The following is an 18858-nucleotide window of genomic DNA, read 5'->3' on the forward strand; positions in this document are numbered from 1 at the left end:
TTCGCGACCTGACTATGGTGTAATGCCGGCATGCAGATCCAGAAGATCCAGAGCCAGTTCAAGACCGTTGCGCTCGTTGGGCGCAGCAACACGCCGGGCATCGCCGAGCCGCTGATGGCGCTCGCGCAGACCATTGCGAAGCGCGGCTTCGAGGTCGTGTTCGAAGCGCAGACCGCCGAGGAAGTCGGCGCGCAAGGCTATCCCGCGCTGCAGCCCGCCGAGATCGGCGCGCGCGCGGACGTGGCCGTCGTGCTCGGCGGCGACGGCACGATGCTCGGCATGGGCCGCCAGCTCGCGCCCTACCGCACGCCGCTCATCGGCATCAACCACGGGCGGCTCGGCTTCATCACCGACATCGCGTTCTCGGAGATGCAGGAGATCGTGCCGCAGCTGCTGGCCGGCTCGTTCGAGCGCGAGGAGCGCTCGCTGCTCGAATCGCGCATTACGCGCGACGGCGACCCGATCTACCACGCGCTCGCCTTCAACGACGTGGTTGTGAACCGCAGCGGCTTCTCAGGCATGGCCGAGCTGCGCGTGAACGTGGATGGCCGCTTCATGTACAACCAGCGCTCGGACGGTCTGATCGTCGCGACGCCCACGGGCTCCACCGCCTATGCGCTTTCGTCGCAGGGGCCGATCCTCCATCCGCAGCTGCAAGGCATCGTGCTCGTGCCGATCGCGCCGCACGCGCTTTCGAACCGCCCGATCGTGTTGCCCGACGACTGCAAAGTGAGCATCCAGATCGTGGCCGGGCGCGACGTCAACGTGAACTTCGACATGCAGTCATTCACGGCGCTGGAACTGGGCGACGTGATCGAGGTGCGCCGCTCGCGCCACACGGTGCCTTTCCTGCATCCGGTCGGCTACAGCTACTACCGCACGCTGCGCAAGAAGCTGCACTGGAATGAGCACCCCTCGCTGCAGGACGATCCGGAGGATTAAGGCAAGCCGAGACAGGAAGAGCGCGCCCGGTCCGCGCGGTGTGCACATGCGCGCCGCTCCATCGATGCCCACACTTCCGTTCCCATACAGCCAGCAGGCACCGGTAACCCACGCCAACCCAAAAAGCAGAACCAGACGCCATGCTTCGCCATCTCTCGATTCGCGACTTCGTGATCGTCGCGGCGCTCGACCTCGAATTCGATAGCGGCTTCACCGTGTTTTCCGGCGAGACGGGCGCGGGCAAGTCGATCCTGATCGACGCCCTCGCGCTAACGCTCGGGACGCGCGCCGACGCGAGCGTCGTACGCACGGGCGAGAGCCGCGCCGACATCACCGCCGAGTTCGACGTGCCGCCGCACGTGGCGCTCTGGCTCGACGAACAGGCGCTCTCGAATGTCGATGCCGGCGACGGCGAGCACAGCGTCATGATGCGGCGCGTGGTGGACAGCGGCGGACGCTCGCGTGCCTTCATCAACGGCACGCCGGCCACGCTCGCGCAGTTGCGCGAGCTGGGCGAGATGCTCGTGGACATCCACGGCCAGCACGCGCACCAGTTGCTCATGCGCCCCGACGCGCAGCGCGAGCTTTTCGACACGCACGCGGGCCTCACCGATCTCGCCGCCGCCGTCACGCGGGCTTGGCGCGAGGCGCGCGACGCCCGTCTCGCGCTACAAAGCGCCATGTCGCGCGACCGCGAGCTGCAGCTCGAGCGCGAGCGCCTCGCATGGCAGCTCGCCGAGCTCGACAAGCTCGCGCCGCAGCCCGGCGAATGGGAAGAGGTAAACGCGGAGCACGTGCGGCTTTCGAACTCGGCGAACCTGATCGAAGGCGTGCAGGGCGCACTGGCGGCACTCTCCGAATCCGACGAGGCAATGCTCTCGCAGCTCAACTCGATTCTCTCGAAGCTGCGCGGCCTCGCCGAAATCGACGCCGGACTCAACGATGCGCTGGCCGCGCTCGAGCCCGCCGCGATCCAGATCCAGGAAGCCGCCTACTCGCTCTCGCATTACGCGCAGCGTCTCGATCTCGATCCGCAGCGGCTCGCGCAGGTGGAACGGCGCCTCGACGCGCTCCATTCAACGGCGCGCAAGTTCCGTCTGCACGCCGAGACGCTGCCCGACGAACACGCGGCGCGCCGCCAGCAGCTCGCCGCGCTGGACGCCGCATCCGATCTCGACGGCCTGCGCGCCGCCGCGCAGAAAGCGCAGGACGCCTACCTCGGGCAGGCGCGCGAGCTTTCGAAGGCGCGCGCCAAGGCCGCGCAAGCGCTCGGCGCGGCGGTCACGCAGGGCATGCAGGAGCTGTCGATGGCGGGCGGCAGCTTCGAAGTCGCGCTCGTGGCGCTCGGCAGCGGCTCGAATGGCGAGCCCATCGGCGGCGCGCATGGTCTGGAGCAGATCGAGTTCCGCGTGGCGGGCCATGCCGGCGTGCCGCTGCGCCCGCTCGCGAAGATCGCCTCGGGCGGCGAACTCGCGCGCATCAGCCTCGCGCTCGCCGTCATCGCCAGCGCGGCGAGCCCGACGCCGACCCTGATCTTCGACGAAGTCGACACGGGCATCGGCGGGGGCGTGGCCGAAGTGGTGGGGCGATTGCTGCATCAGCTCGGCCGCGCGCGTCAGGTGCTATGCGTCACCCACCTGCCGCAGGTCGCGGCGCGCGGCGATCACCACTTCCAGGTGTCGAAATCCGGCGACGGCAATGGCGGCACGGTCTCGGCCGTCCTGCCGCTGGACAAGGGCGGCCGCGTGGAAGAAGTCGCGCGCATGCTCGGGGGCCTCGAGATCACCGCGACGACCCGGCGGCACGCGAAGGAGATGCTGGCGGCTTGAGGGCCACTACGGGGAGGAACAACTGCAATGGAATCGCTAAACGACGAAACGCAGAATAGCGCCAATGCACCGGGCGAAAACGCGCGCGGCAGCACAGAGCAAACGCTCGCGCTTCTGGCCCTGCTGGAGCATGGGCGAAGGCAAATCGAAGCAGGAAACTTCACGCCTGCCGGTGAGGTATTCGCTGAACTCGAAGAAATGGATAGGCAGGCCGGGATCATCTGAAACCGGCCAGCGCGCGCTTGCCCTAACCCACCCCCCGCTCCCCGAACACCCGCTTCCACAACGCCAGCACCGCGTCGCGTTCGCGCGCCACGCGCGCGGGATCGACACGCGCCTTCTCCATGCCGTCGAGCCGCAACTGGTGCTGCAGCTTGCGATACAGCCGGTACGCCGAACCGATCGTCTCGGCCTCCTCCTCGCTCATGAGCCCGAAGCGCGACACCTCGCGCAGGAGCGCGATGTTGCCGGTATTGCGGATCAGCTCGGGATCCTGCGCGGCGTGCAGCAGCACCCAGTACTGCACCAGGAACTCGATGTCCACCATGCCGCCGCGGTCGTGCTTCAGATCGAATAGCTCGGTACGGTTCGGATGGCCGTCCTCCACGCGCTGGCGCATCGCCACGATTTCGGCGGCGAGCGGCGCGGCGTCGCGTGGCGTCGTCAGAACCTGCTCGCGAATCGCCTCGAAGGCGCTGCCGATCGCTGCGTCGCCGGCCGAGAAGCGCGCGCGCGTGAGCGCCTGATGCTCCCACACCCACGCCGTGTTGGCCGCATCGCCCTCGCGCAGCTGGTAGCGGCGAAACGCGTCGAGGTCAGTCACGAGCAGGCCCGATTCGCCATTGGGCCGCAAGCGCAGATCGATGTCGAACAGCGTGCCCGCGCCGGTGGCCGTGGTGAGCCACGTGATGAGGCGCCGCGCGAAGGCCGCGTAGACTTCCGACGCGCGCTCGTCGTCGTCCTCGTACAGAAAGATGATGTCGAGGTCGGATGCGTAGCCAAGCTCCTTGCCGCCCAGCTTGCCGTATGCGATCGCCGCGAAGCGCGGCACCTCGCGATGACGCCTCGCGAACTGCTTCCACACGGTCTCGATGGTCACGTCGAGCACGGCGTCCGCAAGCTCGGAAAGCAGGTCGCTCACGTGCTCCACCGAAAGCCGGCCCGCCAGGTCGTTGAGCAGGATGCGGAACACCTCGGCCTGGTGCGCGTGGCGCAGCAGGTCCATCTGCTGCTCGACGTCGGCGGCGGCGGCGAGGCGCGCGCGCAACAGGCGCGAGAACTCGGGCCAGTCGAAGGGCGTGGTCACCGCCTCGTCGTCGAGCAGTTCGTCGAGCAGCTGGGGATGCCGGATCAGATAGCCCGCCGCCCAGCGCGATCCGCCCAGCACGTTGAGCACGCGGTTGAGCGCGTCGGGGTATTCGGTGAGCAGCGCGAGATACGCGCCGCGCCGGATCACGCCTTCGAGCAGCTCGAACATGCGCGCGAGCGTGTCGCCGCGACGCTCGCGGGGCTCGAGCGTGCGGGCCGCTTCGAGCGCGCGTTGCGCGACGCCGTCGAAACGCTCGCGGCTCTTCTCGGGCAGCCCCGCGTAGCGCGACGACTGCCACAGCCCGCGCAGGCGCGCGAGCAGCGGCGCAGGGTCGTCGATGCCCAGTTGCGCGAGCCGTTCGACGAGTTCGTCGTCGGCGCCTTCTTCCACGAGCGCCCCGCTCCATACCCATGCCGCCGCGCCGTCCCCGGAAGCGCCGCCGCCGCCATCGCCGCCCACCTTGTCGGAGAAGATCTGCACGAACTGGCGCTCGACCTTCTCGCGGTGGCCGTTGAGCGTCGAGATCAGCGCCGCGTAGTCGGCAAAGCCCATCGATCTGGCGAGCGCGGCGCGCTCTTCGGCGTCGACGGGCATGGCGTGCGTCTGCGCGTCGTCGCGATATTGCAGGCGATGCTCGAGGCCGCGCAGGAAGTCGTAGGCGCGCGTGAGTTCGCCGCAGACCTCCAGCGAGATCAACCCGCGCGCGGCGGCATAGCCGAGCACGGCGAGCGTCGGTCGCACGCGAAAGCCCGCATCCTGGCCGCCGCGAATGAGCTGGAACACCTGGGCGCTGAACTCGATCTCGCGAATGCCGCCGCGCCCGAGCTTGATGTCGTCTGCCTTGTCGGGGCGCATCATGGCGCGCCGCTGCGCCTCCTGGCGGATCTGCAAGTGCAGCGAGCGGATCGCGCTGATCACGCCGAAGTCCAGATAGCGGCGGTAGACGAAGGGCTTGACGAGCGAGTCGAGCTGGCGCGCGAGACGCAGCGCGCTTTCGCTCTCGACCTCGGAGACGAGCCGCCCCTTGATCCACGCATAGCGCTCCCACTCGCGGCCCTGCACGTAGAAGTACTCTTCGAGCATGCCGAGGCTGCACACGAGCGGTCCCGAGTCGCCGTTCGGGCGCAGCCGCATGTCGACGCGAAAGACGAAGCCGTCCGCGGTCACGTCGCTCAATGCGCCGATCAGGCGTTTGCCCACGCGCGTGAAGAAGTCCTGCGTGGCGATCGGCGAGCGCTGACCGCCCGAGGTCTCGCCGTCGTCCTCGTAGACGAAGATCAGGTCGATGTCCGACGAGACGTTGAGCTCGCGCCCGCCGAGCTTGCCCATCCCCACCACGCCGAGCGTGAGACGCTCGCCGTTGGGGCCGCGCGGCTCGCCGAAGAGGGCTTCGAGGTCGGCGCTCACGCAGGCAAGCGCGCGCTGGATCGCGACTTCGGCGAGATCGGTCATGCTGCCGGTGACTTCGGCCACGTCGGCGACACCGCCCAGATCGCGCTCCATCACCGCGCAGATCACTTCCACGCGCAGCTGGCGCAGGATCTTCTTCAGCTGCTCGTCGGTGAGCGGCGCAGCAGGTGCGACGCTTGCTCCCGCGCTAGCCTGAGAAGCGCCTGCGCCGACCAGCTGACGGCTCAACGTATCGAAGCGCGCGACGATGCGCTCGCGCGTGAGCGGCGCGGCAGCGAGCGCCTCCACCTGCGCCGCCAGCTCGGGGCGCGCGGCGTAGGCACGCGCTGCATAACGGGAATAGCGGGAACTCAGGAGAGGGAGGTCGTTCATGAAGGGCGGCTTGTGGCTTGGCTCGCTGTTGTGTCGCGCCGGTGATCCCCAGTAGGGGGTCGCGCGATTGGTCAATGACTGTCTCTATGGCTCGAGCGGTACGCCGGCCTCGTGCGATGCACGCGCGAAAGCCGGATCCCCGCCGTGTCTTCCATTGTTGCATCCCGCTTTGCCAATGCATCCGGCATAGCGCGCGCTGCAATGCGATCAATCGTGCGTATCACCGTGCTGCGTGGCCATCCCGGCTTCCCCGGATGGGCGTGCCGGCGGCCCTCTGTGATACATTTCGTCGTTAGAACGCAACGCTACCATACCCCACCCGCCGCAGCATGTCCGAGCGAAACGATCCCGCCGGCCCGCCTCGATCTGGACATGCCAGCCAGGCTACAGAGCCGGGGGGCCAGCACCATCATCATCCGGTTCTGCGCCACACGTTCCACGTGCTGGCGGTCATCGCGCTTGTCCTGTATTTCGTCGTCGGCGTGCTGCTGCTCGGATTGCGCTACGTCGTGCTGCCGCGCGTGGACAACATCCGTCCGCGCATCGAGCAACTCGTTTCCACGAAGATCCACGCCGACTTTCGCATCGGCAAGCTCGCGCCGCACTGGTCGGGCTTCGAGCCCGGCATCGACATCACCGATCTGACGATCCGCGACCGCCACGGCAAGATCGCGCTCAATGTGCCGCACGCTACGGCCTCCGTTTCGTGGCGCTCGGTCGTGCTGCTCGAGCCGCTGCTTTCGAGCATCGTGGTCGAACAGCCCGACGTGCAGCTCGCCCGCGAGGACGACGGCACGCTGACCGTCGCCGGCGTGCCGGTGCCCACCGCGCACACGGGCAACGCCACCTTCACGACCTGGCTCATGCGCCAGGAAGCCATCGTGCTGCGCGGTGGCACGCTGCGCTGGCGCGACGCCACGCGCGACGCGCCCGATCTCGCGCTCTCGCACATCCGCCTCGCGATCCTCAACGACGGCTACGATCACCGCATCGCGCTCCAGGCGCCCGCCGAGGGCACCGTGCTGCACGGCCCGCTCGACTTTCGCGCGCACTTCACGCACGCGCATTCCACGCAGGCCGGCAAGCCGATCGGCTGGAGCGGCGACACCTACCTCTCGACCGGCCCGGTCGATCTGCCCACGCTAGCGCGCTACATCGACTTCCCGATCGCCACATATGCCGGGCGTATCGACAACGCGATCTGGGCGCACTTCGCGAACGGACGCATCCTCACGGCGAGCGGCGCGCTCGAAGGGGCAAACGTTTCGCTGCGCGTGCGCCCCACGCAGCCGCTGCTCGACGTGCCGGTCGCGAGCTTCCACTGGAGCACGGGCATCGAGCCCGGCGATTACACGCTCGCGCTGCGCGACTTCCACGCCGAGCTCGGCCAGCCGCCGCTCGACGACGGTACGCCGCTCTTCCGCTCGCTCGCACTCGCGACGCTCGATGCACGTTTTCGCCAGCAATCGCTCCAGCACGGTCAGTTGATCACCGTGCAGGGCGACCGCATCGATCTGGGTATCCTCGCGCAGTTCATGCGCGCGCTGCCCCTGCCGGGGCGCGTGCAGGGCGCGCTCGTGCGCTTCGACCCGCGCGGGCTGGTGGCGAACTACGAGCTGGGCCTCGAACGCGCGCAGCCCGAATCGGGCGAGGCCGCCGCCGAGCAGCGCGTCACGGGCGTCGAGCCGGTCATCCACTATCGCTTCAAGGGCGACCTGCAAGGCATCAGCGTGAACGCGCAGGAGCCGGGGCCTGGCCTCACGCCGCGCGGCCATCCGCGCGCGGGCCTGCCGGGCTTCGAGAACCTCTGGGGGCACATCGATTCCGACGAGTCGCACGGCACGATCGACCTCGACACGGCCAACGCGGCCATCACCGTCCCGGGCGTGTTCGACAACCCGCGTCTCACGTTCGACCGGCTGTACGGCGCGGCCAAGTGGACCGTGGCCGCCGCGCGCGTGCCCGGCAACAGGATGAAGGCGTTCACCGTCGACGTCTCCGGGCTCGGCGTGGAGAACGCCGACGCGCGCGCGAAAATGACCGCGCACTACACGAACCCCGGCAAGGGACGCGGCTCGCTCGACCTCGTCGCGCACTTCGACGAAGCCCAGGTCAAGGCCGTCCCCCGCTATCTGCCCACCAGCCTCTCCGAGAAGACGCGCATCTATCTCGGCCACGGCCTGCAAGCTGGCCTGTCGAAGGGCGCGACGATCGAGGTCCACGGCGACCTGACCAGGTTCCCGTACTCGCGCGACCCGCAAGCGGGCCAGTTCCGCATCGTCGCGCCGTTCACTGGCGGCCGCTTCGACCCGTCGCCGTTCCCGCCGCGCAGGATGCGCAACGGCGCGCCAAACGTCTGGCCCGCGTTCGACGGCATCGACGGCGTGTTCAAGCTTCACGAGAACAAGCTGCGCTTCGACGTCGATCGCGGGCACTACCGCAACTTCGTGCTGCGCAACGTGAGCGGGCGCATCGAGGAGCTGGGCATCAAGGGCTCCGACATCGTGATCGAAGGCAGCGGGCGCGGGCCGCTCGCGGATCTGCTCGATTACGCGGACAACAGTTCGATCGGCTATATGTCGAAGCACGCCACCGCGAAAGTGCAGGCGCAGGGCCCGGCCACGCTCGCGCTCAAGCTCACGATTCCGCGCCATCCGATGCCGAAGGTGCTGGTGGCGGGCGCCGTCGGCTTCGAGAACAACACGCTGACCGCGAGGAACGTGCCGCCGGTGTCCAACCTCACCGGCCAGGTGCGCTTCACGAACCACAGCGCCAATGTCGAGCGGCTCACGGCACGGTTCCTGGGCGGCGACCTGCGCGCGAGCGGCGGCCTGCGCGAGGACGGGCGCTATGCGGTGAACGTGGCGGGCAACGTGGCCGTCGATGCCGCGCGCGGACTGAACCTCCATGGCATGGCGGCGGCCGCGCTCGGGCGCTTCTCGGGCGCGGCACCCTACTCGCTTTCGGTCGCGGGCCAGCGCGGCCACCTGCCCGACGTGAAGGCCAACGCCGATCTCACCGGCCTCGCGCTCGACCTGCCGGCGCCGTTCGGCAAGGCGGCCGGCACGCCGATGCCGCTCAGTTTCGAACTGCAGCCGGGCACCGGCGACGCCGCAAAAAGTGGTGCAGATGCCGCCGCGTTCCAGCATGCCGAGCTCACGCTCGGGCCGCTCGCCGCGCATTATGTGATGCGCCGCCATCCGGGCCACGTGCCCGAGGTGCTGCGCGGCGCGATCGGCATGAACCGGCCGGCGGATCTGCCCTCGGAAGGCGTGGCGGCAGCCGTCGATCTCCCGGCCTTCGACGCCGACGCGTGGCGCGCCGTGGTCCAGCAGATGCGCGGGACCGCGGGCCAAACCGTGGCGCCGGCACGCGCGGCGGCGACAACCGGCACCCAGGCACGGACAACCGAGCCTCAGTCCCCGGTCACGACCGACGCCGCCAGCGCGGCGGCCGCCGCCTCGTCCCCGCTGGCGCCCAACGGCGCGATCGGCCAGTTCCTGCCCTCGCGCTTCGCCGTCCACGTCGGCACGCTCACGCTGCTCAAGCGCCACTGGGAGAACGTCGTCCTCGGCGCGTCGCGCACGGGCGAGCGCGGCAACGAATGGCAGGCGAACGTCGCCTCCAACCAGGTCTCGGGCCATGTCTCGTGGAAGCCGGGCGATGTGCCGGGCGCGCCTGGCACGCTCGAAGCACGGCTCGCGCGCCTCACCGTGCCCGCCGCCACCGAAAACGACCTGCTCGGCCAGGCGATGTCGCAGCCCTTGCAGAACATGCCGTCGATCGACCTCGTCGTGAACCAGCTCATCGTGCGCGATCACGACCTGGGCCGCCTCCAGGTGAACGCGCACAACGACGACGACAACGGCGTGCCGGTGTGGCGGCTCGACCAGCTCGACATCAGCAACCCGGACGCGCACCTTACGGCCACGGAAAGCTGGCGCGCGGTGGGCGACACCGGCGCGAGCGAGGACTCGGCCGCCGCCGGCATGCAGACGCCGCGCCGCACCGACCTCGACTTCCATCTCGACATCAAGGACGCCGGCGCGCTGCTCGAGCGCGCGGGCAGGCCGCACGTGCTCAAGGGCGGCTCGGGCACGCTCGCGGGCACCCTGGCGTGGCAAGGCGGCCCGACTCGCATCGACGTCCCGTCGCTGAACGGCAACCTCGCGCTCGACCTCCACCACGGCCAGATCCTCAAGGTCGATCCGGGCGTGGCGAGGCTGCTCGGCGTGCTCAGCCTGCAAAGCCTCGCGCGCTTCGCGACGACGGACTTCCGCGACATCATCGGCACGGGCCTGCCCTTCACCAGCGCGACGGCCACCGCGCAGATCCAGAGCGGCATCGGCAGCACGAGCGACTTCAAGCTCGTGACCGCACCCGGACGGGCAACGATGACGGGCAGCGTCGACCTCGCGCACGAGACCCAGGATCTGCGCGTGCGTGTGGTGCCCACGGTCAGCGCGGGCGCAGGCGTGATCGCGGCGGCGATCATCAATCCGTTCCTCGGCCTCGGCGCGCTGGTCGGCGACATTGTCCTTTCTCACACGCTCGAACACGCCTTCGCGATGGACTTCGCGATCACGGGCCCCTGGTCCAAACCGCACGTCGAGCGGCTGCACGGCGATCAGGGTAAGATGAACGCGCAGGCGCCGGCCACCGCGCACTGAAAGGCGCAATGTTTGCCGACGGCGTGCGCCCCCGGTGCGGGCACGCACGTTGCGCCCCGCTCCCCGAACCCGTTCAAGATCTGCCGATGAGCACTGCCCCCCATGAGCCGTTTCGCGTCGCCGCGCTGCAGATGGTCAGCACCCCCGATCGCGAACGTAATCTCGCCGAAGCGGAAAAACTGATCGCCGAGGCCGCAGCCGGTGGCGCGCGCCTCGTGTTACTGCCCGAATATTTCTGCTTCATGGGTCACAAGGACAGCGACAAGCTCGCGATTTGCGAGCCGCATGGCGACGGGCCCATTCAACGCTTTCTGGCCGATGCGGCGAAACGCCATGGCGTGTGGGTGATCGGCGGCACATTGCCGCTGAATGCACCGGAAGCGACGCGCGTGCTCAACACCACGCTCGTGTTCGATCCGAGCGGCGAAGAACGCGCGCGCTACGACAAGATCCATCTCTTCAACTTCGAAAAAGGCGCCGAATCCTTCGACGAAGCGCGCACGATCCGGCCCGGCGCCGAGGTGCGCACCTTCGAAGCCCCGTTTGGCCGCGTGGGCCTGTCGGTCTGCTACGATCTGCGCTTTCCCGAGCTGTACCGGCGTATGGGCGACTGTGCGCTGATGGTCGTGCCTTCGGCGTTCACGTACACGACCGGCCGCGCGCACTGGCAGATCCTGCTGCGCGCCCGCGCGATCGAGAACCAGTGCTATGTGCTCGCCGCGGCGCAAGGCGGCACGCACGAGAACGGCCGACGCACCTGGGGCCACACCATGCTGGTCGACCCGTGGGGCGAGATCGTCGCCGTTCGCGACGAAGGCGCGGGCGTGGTGGCGGGCGACATCGACCCCGAACGCATCGCCGCCGTGCGCGCGAGCCTGCCCGCGTGGCGGCACCGCGTGCTCGACTGCGCTTGAAAGCGCGCCCCGCAACGCCACTTCACCATGACGATTACGACGATTGGGGCGCTCGATTTCGCTGCACCGCGCCCGAATCCTGATTCACAGACTCATCGATTGATCCACTGATCCCACTGAGCGCATGAACATCATCGAACCCGGCATTCGCAACCTGGCGACCGCCAAGGACCTGCTCCTCACGCCCTACGGCCTCGACGAGGCAGTGCTCACGCGCACGCTCGGCGAGATCTTCACGCATCGCGTCGACTACGCCGACCTCTACTTCCAGACCACGCGCAGCGAGGCCTGGAGCCTCGAAGAGGGCATCGTCAAGTCGGGCAGCTTCAGCATCGACCAGGGTGTCGGCGTGCGCGCCGTCTCCGGCGAGCGCACTGCCTTCGCCTACTCCGACGACCTCTCGCCCGAAGCGATCCGCCAGGCGGCCATCGCCACGCGCTCGATCGCGAAAGCCGGCGGCGGCAAGCAGAAGATCCAGGTGGCGAAATCGCTCACCGGCATTGCGGGCCGCGATCTGTACCTGCCCTCCGATCCGTTGAGCTCGCTCGACGCGACCGAAAAGGTGAAGCTGCTCGAGCGCGTCGAGCAGATGGCGCGCGCGCGCGACCCCCGCATCACGCAAGTCATGGCCGCGCTCGCAGGCGAGTACGACGTGGTGCTGGTCGCCCGCAGCGACGGCGCGCTCGCCGCCGACATCCGCCCGCTCGTGCGCGTTTCCGTCACGGTGATCGCCGAGCAGAACGGCCGCCGCGAAATCGGCAACGGCGGCGGCGGCGGCCGCTACGACTACGGCTATTTCACCGACGACATCCTCTCTAAGTACGTGGACGACGCCGTGCACGCCGCGCTCGTGAACCTCGAAGCGCGCCCCGCGCCGGCCGGCGCGATGACGGTCGTGCTCGGCCCGGGCTGGCCCGGCGTCCTGCTGCACGAGGCGATCGGCCACGGCCTCGAAGGCGACTTCAACCGCAAGGGTTCCTCGGCGTTCGCGGGGCGCATCGGCGAGCGGGTGGCCGCGAAGGGCGTGACCGTGGTGGACGACGGCACGCTGCCCAACCGCCGCGGGTCGCTCAACATCGACGACGAAGGCAACCCCACGCAGTGCACGACGCTGATCGAGGACGGCATCCTCAAGGGCTATATCCAGGACTCGCTCAACGCGCGCCTCATGAAAATGCCCGTGACGGGCAACGCGCGCCGCGAGTCGTATGCAGCGCTGCCCATGCCGCGCATGACCAACACGTACATGCTCAACGGCGACAAGGATCCGCAGGAGATCATCGGCTCGGTGAAGAACGGCCTGTACGCCGTGAACTTCGGCGGCGGCCAGGTGGACATCACGAACGGCAAGTTCGTGTTCTCGGCCTCCGAGGCCTACATGATCGAGGACGGCAAGATCAGCTACCCCGTGAAGGGCGCGACGCTCATCGGCAGCGGACCGGAATCGCTCAAGTACGTGAGCATGATCGGCAACGACATGCGCCTCGACTCGGGCGTGGGCGTGTGCGGCAAGGAGGGCCAGAGCGTGCCGGTGGGCGTGGGCCAGCCCACGTTGCGCATCGACCGCATGACGGTGGGCGGCACGGTCTGAACGGCAGGCGACTTCTCGCTGGATGCATGGGAGTGCGGAAATTCCGCATCCCCATGCGGTTTTCCTGCATGGAAGTGGTGTGTGCCGCGGTTATGCCGCTTTTTCGCCCTCTCCCGCTTGCCAGTCACGAGAAGCGCGGGTTATAAAGGCAATCACCCTTTTCGACGTAACGAAACGAACTCACGAACGTTCCGACCCAAACCGCCATGTTCGCCACGAAGTTTTATTTTTACTTCTTTTGGTATCTCAGACCGCTGGCGGATCGAGAGGGTTGATAGTACGCGCAGGACCCCGAACACACGAGAAACCGCCAGCCAAGCCTGGCGGTTTTTTTTCGTCCCCGTTTCGTAAAGCCCAAGAGCCGCACCTTCATCTAACGATTTTTGAAGCACCGTCCACGCGACGCACGCTACGCACAGGATCAGGAGAAAACGACCATGCCCCCGCACAATACCGACGATGTCCGCATTCGCGAACTCAAGGAACTCACGCCGCCCGCTCACCTGATCCGCGAATTCCCCTGCTCGGAAGACGTATCGACGCTGATCTTCGAATCGCGCCGCGCCATGCACCGCATCCTCCACGGCATGGATGACCGCCTGATCGTCGTCATCGGGCCGTGCTCGATTCACGACACCAAGGCCGCGATCGACTACGCGAAGAAGCTCGTCGAGCAACGCAATCGCTTCAAGAACGAACTCGAGATCGTGATGCGCGTGTACTTCGAGAAGCCGCGCACGACCGTGGGCTGGAAGGGCCTCATCAACGACCCGTTCCTCGACAACAGCTTCAAGATCAACGACGGCCTGCGCACCGCGCGCGAGCTGCTCGTCTCCATCAACGAACTGGGCCTGCCGGCCGGCACCGAATACCTCGACATGATCAGCCCGCAGTACATCGCCGACCTGATCTCGTGGGGGGCAATCGGTGCGCGCACAACGGAATCGCAGGTACATCGCGAACTGGCTTCGGGACTGTCGTGCCCGGTCGGCTTCAAGAACGGCACGGACGGCAACGTAAAAATCGCCGTGGACGCCATCAAGGCCGCGTCGCAGCCGCATCATTTCCTCTCGGTCACGAAGGGCGGCCATTCCGCCATCGTCTCGACCGCGGGCAATGAGGACTGCCATGTGATTCTGCGCGGCGGCAAAACGCCGAACTACGACGCGGAAAGCGTGAACGCCGCGTGCACCGACATCGGCAAGGCCGGCCTCGCCGCGCGCCTCATGATCGACGCGAGCCACGCGAACAGCTCGAAAAAGCACGAGAACCAGATTCCCGTTTGCGCCGATATCGGCCGTCAGGTCGCAGCGGGCGACGAGCGCATCGTCGGTGTGATGGTCGAGTCGCACCTGGTGGCGGGCCGTCAGGACCTGAAGGAAGGCTGCGAGCTGACCTATGGCCAGAGCATCACCGACGCTTGCATCGGCTGGGACGAAAGCGTGGGCGTGCTCGAAGGGCTCGCCGAAGCCGTCAAGCAACGCCGCATTGCGCGTGGTTCGGGAAACTGAGCGTTTTCGTTCTGCGTGCGGCGCGATGATGCTGCGTCGGAAGGCGTGGCGCCGCGCGATGATTTAGAGTCGCGCTGCGCGCTCGGGCCGCACGGCGCCAATGCACAGGTCGGCAATGCCGATCACATTGCCGATCAGACGTCCGCGCCGGTCGAGATGCGCCTCCGGGCGCACCGACTTCACGCAGTTCATGCTCAGCGCGCGCAGGATGTTCCCGGCCGCCTCCTTACGGGACATCACGCCCTTGTTGCACAGGTACATGGCGTTCACCACCTGCGAATACCCAAAGCGCCGACCGGAAACGCGCCCGCCGCGCAAGCCGAGGTGGACGCCCAGCAAATAGTCGCAGTAAACGAGGCCGCCACGGCGCGCGAGGCGCCGCGAAAAGTCCTTGTCCTCCAGCCAGCCATACAGCACGAGGCGCTCGTCGAAGCGCAGATCGGCGATGGCCTGCGCGCGGCACGCCATGTTGCAGCCGTACAGCTCCACGCACGGCCGCAGCGGCGGACGCCGCAACACATCCCCTTGCGCGCCGTCCAGGAGCGCGACCGCTTCTTCCCACGACAGCGGCTGCGTATTCGCGCCGTCTCGCAGTGTGCGGCCCGAAAAGCCCACGAGCGACGGATCGCTCTCGAACAATTGCACGCAGAGTTCGATCCAGTGCCGCTCGGGCGCGAAGTCGTCGTCGAGGAAAATCACCACGTCCATATCGGGTGCGAGCGCATCCAGCGCGCGGTTTCGCTGCACGCTCGAACCCGCTATGCCGATGATTTCGTCCACGCGCAGACCGTTGCTGTCGTACGGGCCAATGTCGTCCGCGCAGGTCGCCGAGAGAACGACCTGATCCGGACGCGCCGTTTGCCGCGCGAGCAGACGGACGACCCATGCGGTCGCCTCTGGCCGCCCCTTCGTCGCGATCACCACCGCGACGCGCATGGGCGCCACCGCACTGCTACTTTCCGCCATGGAAGACGGGAGATCATCGGTTGCGCGCGTCGTCATGGGTTTCTCCGCACTCCGGTGGTCGCCTGGACTCGTTCCGAGGTTAGCACGGTGTCTGTGCGCTTCCCTCCGGTACACGTCAAGTTGTCCGAAAGGATCTATTCATCGGCTGATTTCAACCGTTTGCGAACCAGGGAAGCGGCTTGCGTGAATTATCGCGGAATCTGCCGCGCATTTTACGAGGCGGCTATTGCGCCTTTTTTACGTGAATTTCCCGGCCGCGTTCGCGCTGTTATCGTGCATTTACCGATTACGCATCACCTATAGAGCCTGGCGACCGGTCATATTTATTCCATAGTAATTTTCGGATTCCTGTTTTGCCGATGCTCGTCTACAACTTTTATAAATTACCGAAAATATGACCGCATAACCGACCAACCGGAAAATCCTCCTCGACATGAGTACGTCGACACGTCAGGGCCAGGCAGTGGACGAGGAAATCGCCACTTCATGCGCAACGGTTCGCGAAGCCGAAAGTGGCTTGCTGTCCAGGCGACCTGTCGTTTTCTACGTGCAGCCGTTGATCGCACGCTATCGCATTGAAGTCATCGAGTCGCTCAACCGCCTTTTTTCCGTGAAGGTGTTCGCGTGCTCCAAAGGCGTCGAGGCCAACGGCTTTTCGCGCGAGAAGCCCGATTGCGACGAGTTCGTCGAAACGCGCATCGCGGGCCTCCCCTCGCGGCGCATTCGCGTGCAAAGCCGCGTGCTCTCCCGCCTCGTCCTCGAGCGGCCCGATGCCGTCCTGATCTTCGCAGACGTCCGCTATCTCTCGCTCTGGCTCGCGCTTCTCGCCGGGCGTGTCATGCACGTGCCCGTGCTGATCCACGGCCAGGGGCTGTACCGCCACAAGTCCGCGGGACTCATGCGCACGATCTGCTACCGGCTCGCGGTCGCGCTCGCCGTGCGCTACGTCTGCTACACCGAGGCCTCGCGGCGCTCGCTCGTCGATATCGGTTGCCCGCAGGCGAAACTCCTCGTCGCGAACAATTCGCTCAAGGTCACCTCCAGCGTCGAGCCCGCTGCCAAGACCGGCGCCGAAAACGGCATCCTCTTCATCGGCAGGCTGCGCGAAGGATCGGAGATCGAACCGCTCGTCGACGTGGTCGGCCAGTTGCACGACGAAGGCAGCGACATCACGCTGCACGTGATCGGGGACGGCGAATATGGCGAGCGCCTCAAGCGCAAATACAGCGATCGGAGCTACGTGGTCTGGTACGGCGCCGTATTCGACGACGATGCCATCGCGACGATCAGCCTGCGCTGCCGCGTGGGCTGCTATCCGGGCTCGGCGGGCTTGAGCGTCGTGCACATGTTCGCGCTGAGCCTGCCGCCCATCGTGCACGACCGCCTGCCGCTGCACATGGGCCCGGAGCCCGGCTATGTCGAAGACGGCCGCACGGGCTTCTTCTTTGGCCGCGACGGCGGCCCTGCTGCGCTCGCCGCAACGCTGCGGCGTATCTGGGCGATGCCGCCCAACGACATGCGCGCGGCAGCGGCCGCCGCGCACGCGGTGTACTGCCAGCTCAACTCGCCGACGCTCGGGCACCAGCTCGCCGAAATCGTCGAAGCCACCTTGCGCGCCTGAGCCGTTCGAAGTGTCCGGTTCGATTCGCTCGAACGCACGGGCCTCCTACTTCTGCCGCGATACGCGATAGAGCATCCATGCCGCACACGAGGCCAGGCCAAAGGTCATCGACCAGGCAACGCCGGTCACGCTCCACAGGTGCAGCGCAGGCGGCACGCACAGCACCAGCGCAATGACCTGGAGCAGCGACGCGAGAGTGACGGCTCGCGCGTCGCCAACCGCGCGCAGATACGAAGCCAGCACCGAGTTCAGCGCGCTGATCGCCATATTGATCACGAAGATGCGAAAGAGCGGCACGGCCGGCAGCCACGCGGCGCCCAGCACGAACGAGAAGAGCGGCTCGGCGGCGAAACGCAACGCGATCACGACGCACGCGAGTCCCGCCGCGGCGACCAGGAGATAGAGCCGGAAAAGACGCGCGGCCGATTGCGGGCCCCCGCGGTGATGCGCGGCGAAGGTGGGGAACAGATACTGCGACATGGCGATCGCGGCGTCGGCCAGCAGCATTTGGGCGAGCTTCGAGGACATCTGCCAGGCGCCGAGCTGCGTCGGCCCGAGCAGCTTGCCGACCACCACCTTGTCGAACTGATTAGTGATGAGGATGATCACGCTGCTCGCCCAGATCCAGCGGCTGAAGCCCACGTAATGGCCGATGCCCGACCAGCGCAGCCGGATAGGCGGACGCGGCGAAAGCGCGACCCAGGTGACGATGCTCTTGAACGTCTCGCCGATCATCATGCCGAGCAGCAGTGAATAGGGCCCCGCACCCGCGAGCGCGAGCGCGACGCCGAGCCCGCAGTCGATGCAAGCAGAGGATATTTCAATGGCCGCAATATGCTGGAAATGGCGCTCGCGCTGCGAGATGAAGTACGCGGGCGATGCGAGCCCTCGCAACAGCGGCAGGAGCGCGGCCAGTTGCACGAGCCCGATGGCGCCGCCCAGATGGAACTGCGCGTCCATGAGCGGCGCGCTCGCGACGAGCAGCAAGGCGATCAGCAGGCCGCGCGAGGCGAGCGTGGTCCAGACGGCACCCGCTTCGGCGCGCGTGGGCGGCGCCTGGCCCTGGATCACCGCTTGCGCGAGCCCGGTATCCGAAAGCGCTTCGGCAATCGCGACCGCCAGTAGCGCGACGCTTGCCAGACCGATTGCGGAGGGTCCGAGAATGCGCCCGATCACGAGGAACTTGACGGCCACGAGGCCGCGGACGACGACCTGCTGCAGCAGCACCCAGGTCGCGGCACCCGGTCCGAAACCCGCCTTCACCGGCCATGCAGACAGCCGCATCACACGCAAAATGGATCTCCAGTATCGGTCCGGAATCGGGACGTCGCTACCCGCGCCCGAAGGGTCCGGACAACCGCGCGACCGGGTGCGGGGACCAGCATGTTTGAGAACGCGTTTTCGACACGCGTTCTGGACGTTACCCCGGCGCGGCGCGCACGGCGCGCCATCAGCCAGGCGGATTCGGACGGGGCGGCTAACCGCGCGGCGGGCATCCGTGGGCCGGCCATCCGTGCCGCGGCCATCCGTGGGACGGCCATCCGTGCCGCGGACCATCCATGGCGCCTCCATCCGCGCGACACCCATCCCTCCATCGGGGCTCCCTTTTGCGCCAGCAATGGGCGAACCCGCACCCAATGCGCATCACCCAGGCATTTTCGGCCAGGTGCCCCTCCAAACTGGCGCATGCGGCTTGCGCAGCACTGCTATTTTGTTCACAACA

The 18858-nt window shown here is 67.4% G+C and carries 11 protein-coding genes; 8 read left to right on the forward strand and 3 right to left on the reverse strand.

From position 1 onward, the window contains the following. The first annotated feature begins 30 nt into the window (after positions 1 to 30). The 3 genes from VSR34_RS02870 (at position 31) to VSR34_RS02880 (ending at position 2996) form a co-directional block, all read left to right on the forward strand. Positions 31 to 942, forward strand: coding sequence for an NAD kinase (locus VSR34_RS02870; protein ID WP_028230130.1), 912 nt, complete (start codon positions 31 to 33; stop codon positions 940 to 942). A 140-nt stretch (positions 943 to 1082) separates the two neighbouring features. Continuing rightward, positions 1083 to 2771, forward strand: a complete 1689-nt coding sequence (gene recN / locus VSR34_RS02875) for a DNA repair protein RecN (RefSeq protein WP_342961817.1) — start codon at positions 1083 to 1085, stop codon at positions 2769 to 2771. Between the two features lie 27 nt (positions 2772 to 2798). Further along, positions 2799 to 2996 carry a hypothetical protein gene (locus tag VSR34_RS02880; RefSeq protein WP_342961818.1) on the forward strand — a complete coding sequence of 66 codons (198 nt, stop codon included), beginning with the start codon at positions 2799 to 2801 and terminating at the stop codon, positions 2994 to 2996. Positions 2997 to 3018: 22 nt separating this feature from the next. On the opposite strand, the gene glnE is transcribed toward VSR34_RS02880, so the two are convergent. Then, positions 3019 to 5862 carry a bifunctional [glutamate--ammonia ligase]-adenylyl-L-tyrosine phosphorylase/[glutamate--ammonia-ligase] adenylyltransferase gene (gene glnE / locus VSR34_RS02885; protein WP_342961819.1) on the reverse strand — a complete coding sequence of 948 codons (2844 nt, stop codon included), beginning with the start codon at positions 5860 to 5862 and terminating at the stop codon, positions 3019 to 3021. A gap of 329 nt (positions 5863 to 6191) precedes the next feature. Here glnE and VSR34_RS02890 point away from each other — a divergent pair, with 329 nt between their 5' ends. The 4 genes from VSR34_RS02890 (at position 6192) to aroG (ending at position 14548) form a co-directional block, all read left to right on the forward strand. Next, complete coding sequence (locus VSR34_RS02890; RefSeq protein WP_342961820.1) at positions 6192 to 10532, forward strand: AsmA-like C-terminal region-containing protein; 4341 nt, start codon at positions 6192 to 6194, stop codon at positions 10530 to 10532. 86 nt (positions 10533 to 10618) lie between these two features. Beyond that, positions 10619 to 11446, forward strand: a complete 828-nt coding sequence (locus VSR34_RS02895) for a carbon-nitrogen hydrolase family protein (protein ID WP_028230126.1) — start codon at positions 10619 to 10621, stop codon at positions 11444 to 11446. Between the two features lie 124 nt (positions 11447 to 11570). Next, positions 11571 to 13037 carry a metalloprotease TldD gene (gene tldD, locus VSR34_RS02900; RefSeq protein WP_028209493.1) on the forward strand — a complete coding sequence of 489 codons (1467 nt, stop codon included), beginning with the start codon at positions 11571 to 11573 and terminating at the stop codon, positions 13035 to 13037. A gap of 437 nt (positions 13038 to 13474) precedes the next feature. After that, positions 13475 to 14548, forward strand: a complete 1074-nt coding sequence (aroG, locus tag VSR34_RS02905; RefSeq protein ID WP_028209492.1) for a 3-deoxy-7-phosphoheptulonate synthase AroG — start codon at positions 13475 to 13477, stop codon at positions 14546 to 14548. Between the two features lie 63 nt (positions 14549 to 14611). Here aroG and VSR34_RS02910 read toward each other — a convergent pair whose 3' ends face one another. Beyond that, entirely contained in the window at positions 14612 to 15550 is a 939-nt protein-coding gene (locus VSR34_RS02910) for a glycosyltransferase family 2 protein (protein ID WP_342961821.1), read from the reverse strand. A gap of 397 nt (positions 15551 to 15947) precedes the next feature. On the opposite strand from VSR34_RS02910, the gene VSR34_RS02915 reads away from it, so the two are divergent. Then, positions 15948 to 17135, forward strand: coding sequence for a glycosyltransferase family 4 protein (locus VSR34_RS02915; protein WP_154671140.1), 1188 nt, complete (start codon positions 15948 to 15950; stop codon positions 17133 to 17135). A gap of 45 nt (positions 17136 to 17180) precedes the next feature. Here the strand turns inward: VSR34_RS02915 and VSR34_RS02920 are convergent, their stop codons facing one another. Beyond that, positions 17181 to 18428, reverse strand: coding sequence for an oligosaccharide flippase family protein (locus tag VSR34_RS02920; RefSeq protein WP_028230123.1), 1248 nt, complete (start codon positions 18426 to 18428; stop codon positions 17181 to 17183). Positions 18429 to 18858 lie beyond the last annotated feature (430 nt).

This window comes from Paraburkholderia sp. JHI2823, from assembly GCF_038900695.1.
Lineage (GTDB): Bacteria > Pseudomonadota > Gammaproteobacteria > Burkholderiales > Burkholderiaceae > Paraburkholderia > Paraburkholderia mimosarum.

Excerpts from the sequence above, each read along its gene's own strand:
- VSR34_RS02870 (WP_028230130.1), top strand. The coding sequence starts at position 31 with ATGCAGATCCAGAAGATCCAGAGCCAGTTCAAGACCGTTGCGCTCGTT.
- recN (WP_342961817.1), top strand. The coding sequence starts at position 1,083 with ATGCTTCGCCATCTCTCGATTCGCGACTTCGTGATCGTCGCGGCGCTC.
- VSR34_RS02880 (WP_342961818.1), top strand. The coding sequence starts at position 2,799 with ATGGAATCGCTAAACGACGAAACGCAGAATAGCGCCAATGCACCGGGC.
- glnE (WP_342961819.1), bottom strand. The coding sequence starts at position 5,862 with ATGAACGACCTCCCTCTCCTGAGTTCCCGCTATTCCCGTTATGCAGCG.
- VSR34_RS02890 (WP_342961820.1), top strand. The coding sequence starts at position 6,192 with ATGTCCGAGCGAAACGATCCCGCCGGCCCGCCTCGATCTGGACATGCC.
- VSR34_RS02895 (WP_028230126.1), top strand. The coding sequence starts at position 10,619 with ATGAGCACTGCCCCCCATGAGCCGTTTCGCGTCGCCGCGCTGCAGATG.
- tldD (WP_028209493.1), top strand. The coding sequence starts at position 11,571 with ATGAACATCATCGAACCCGGCATTCGCAACCTGGCGACCGCCAAGGAC.
- aroG (WP_028209492.1), top strand. The coding sequence starts at position 13,475 with ATGCCCCCGCACAATACCGACGATGTCCGCATTCGCGAACTCAAGGAA.
- VSR34_RS02910 (WP_342961821.1), bottom strand. The coding sequence starts at position 15,550 with ATGACGACGCGCGCAACCGATGATCTCCCGTCTTCCATGGCGGAAAGT.
- VSR34_RS02915 (WP_154671140.1), top strand. The coding sequence starts at position 15,948 with ATGAGTACGTCGACACGTCAGGGCCAGGCAGTGGACGAGGAAATCGCC.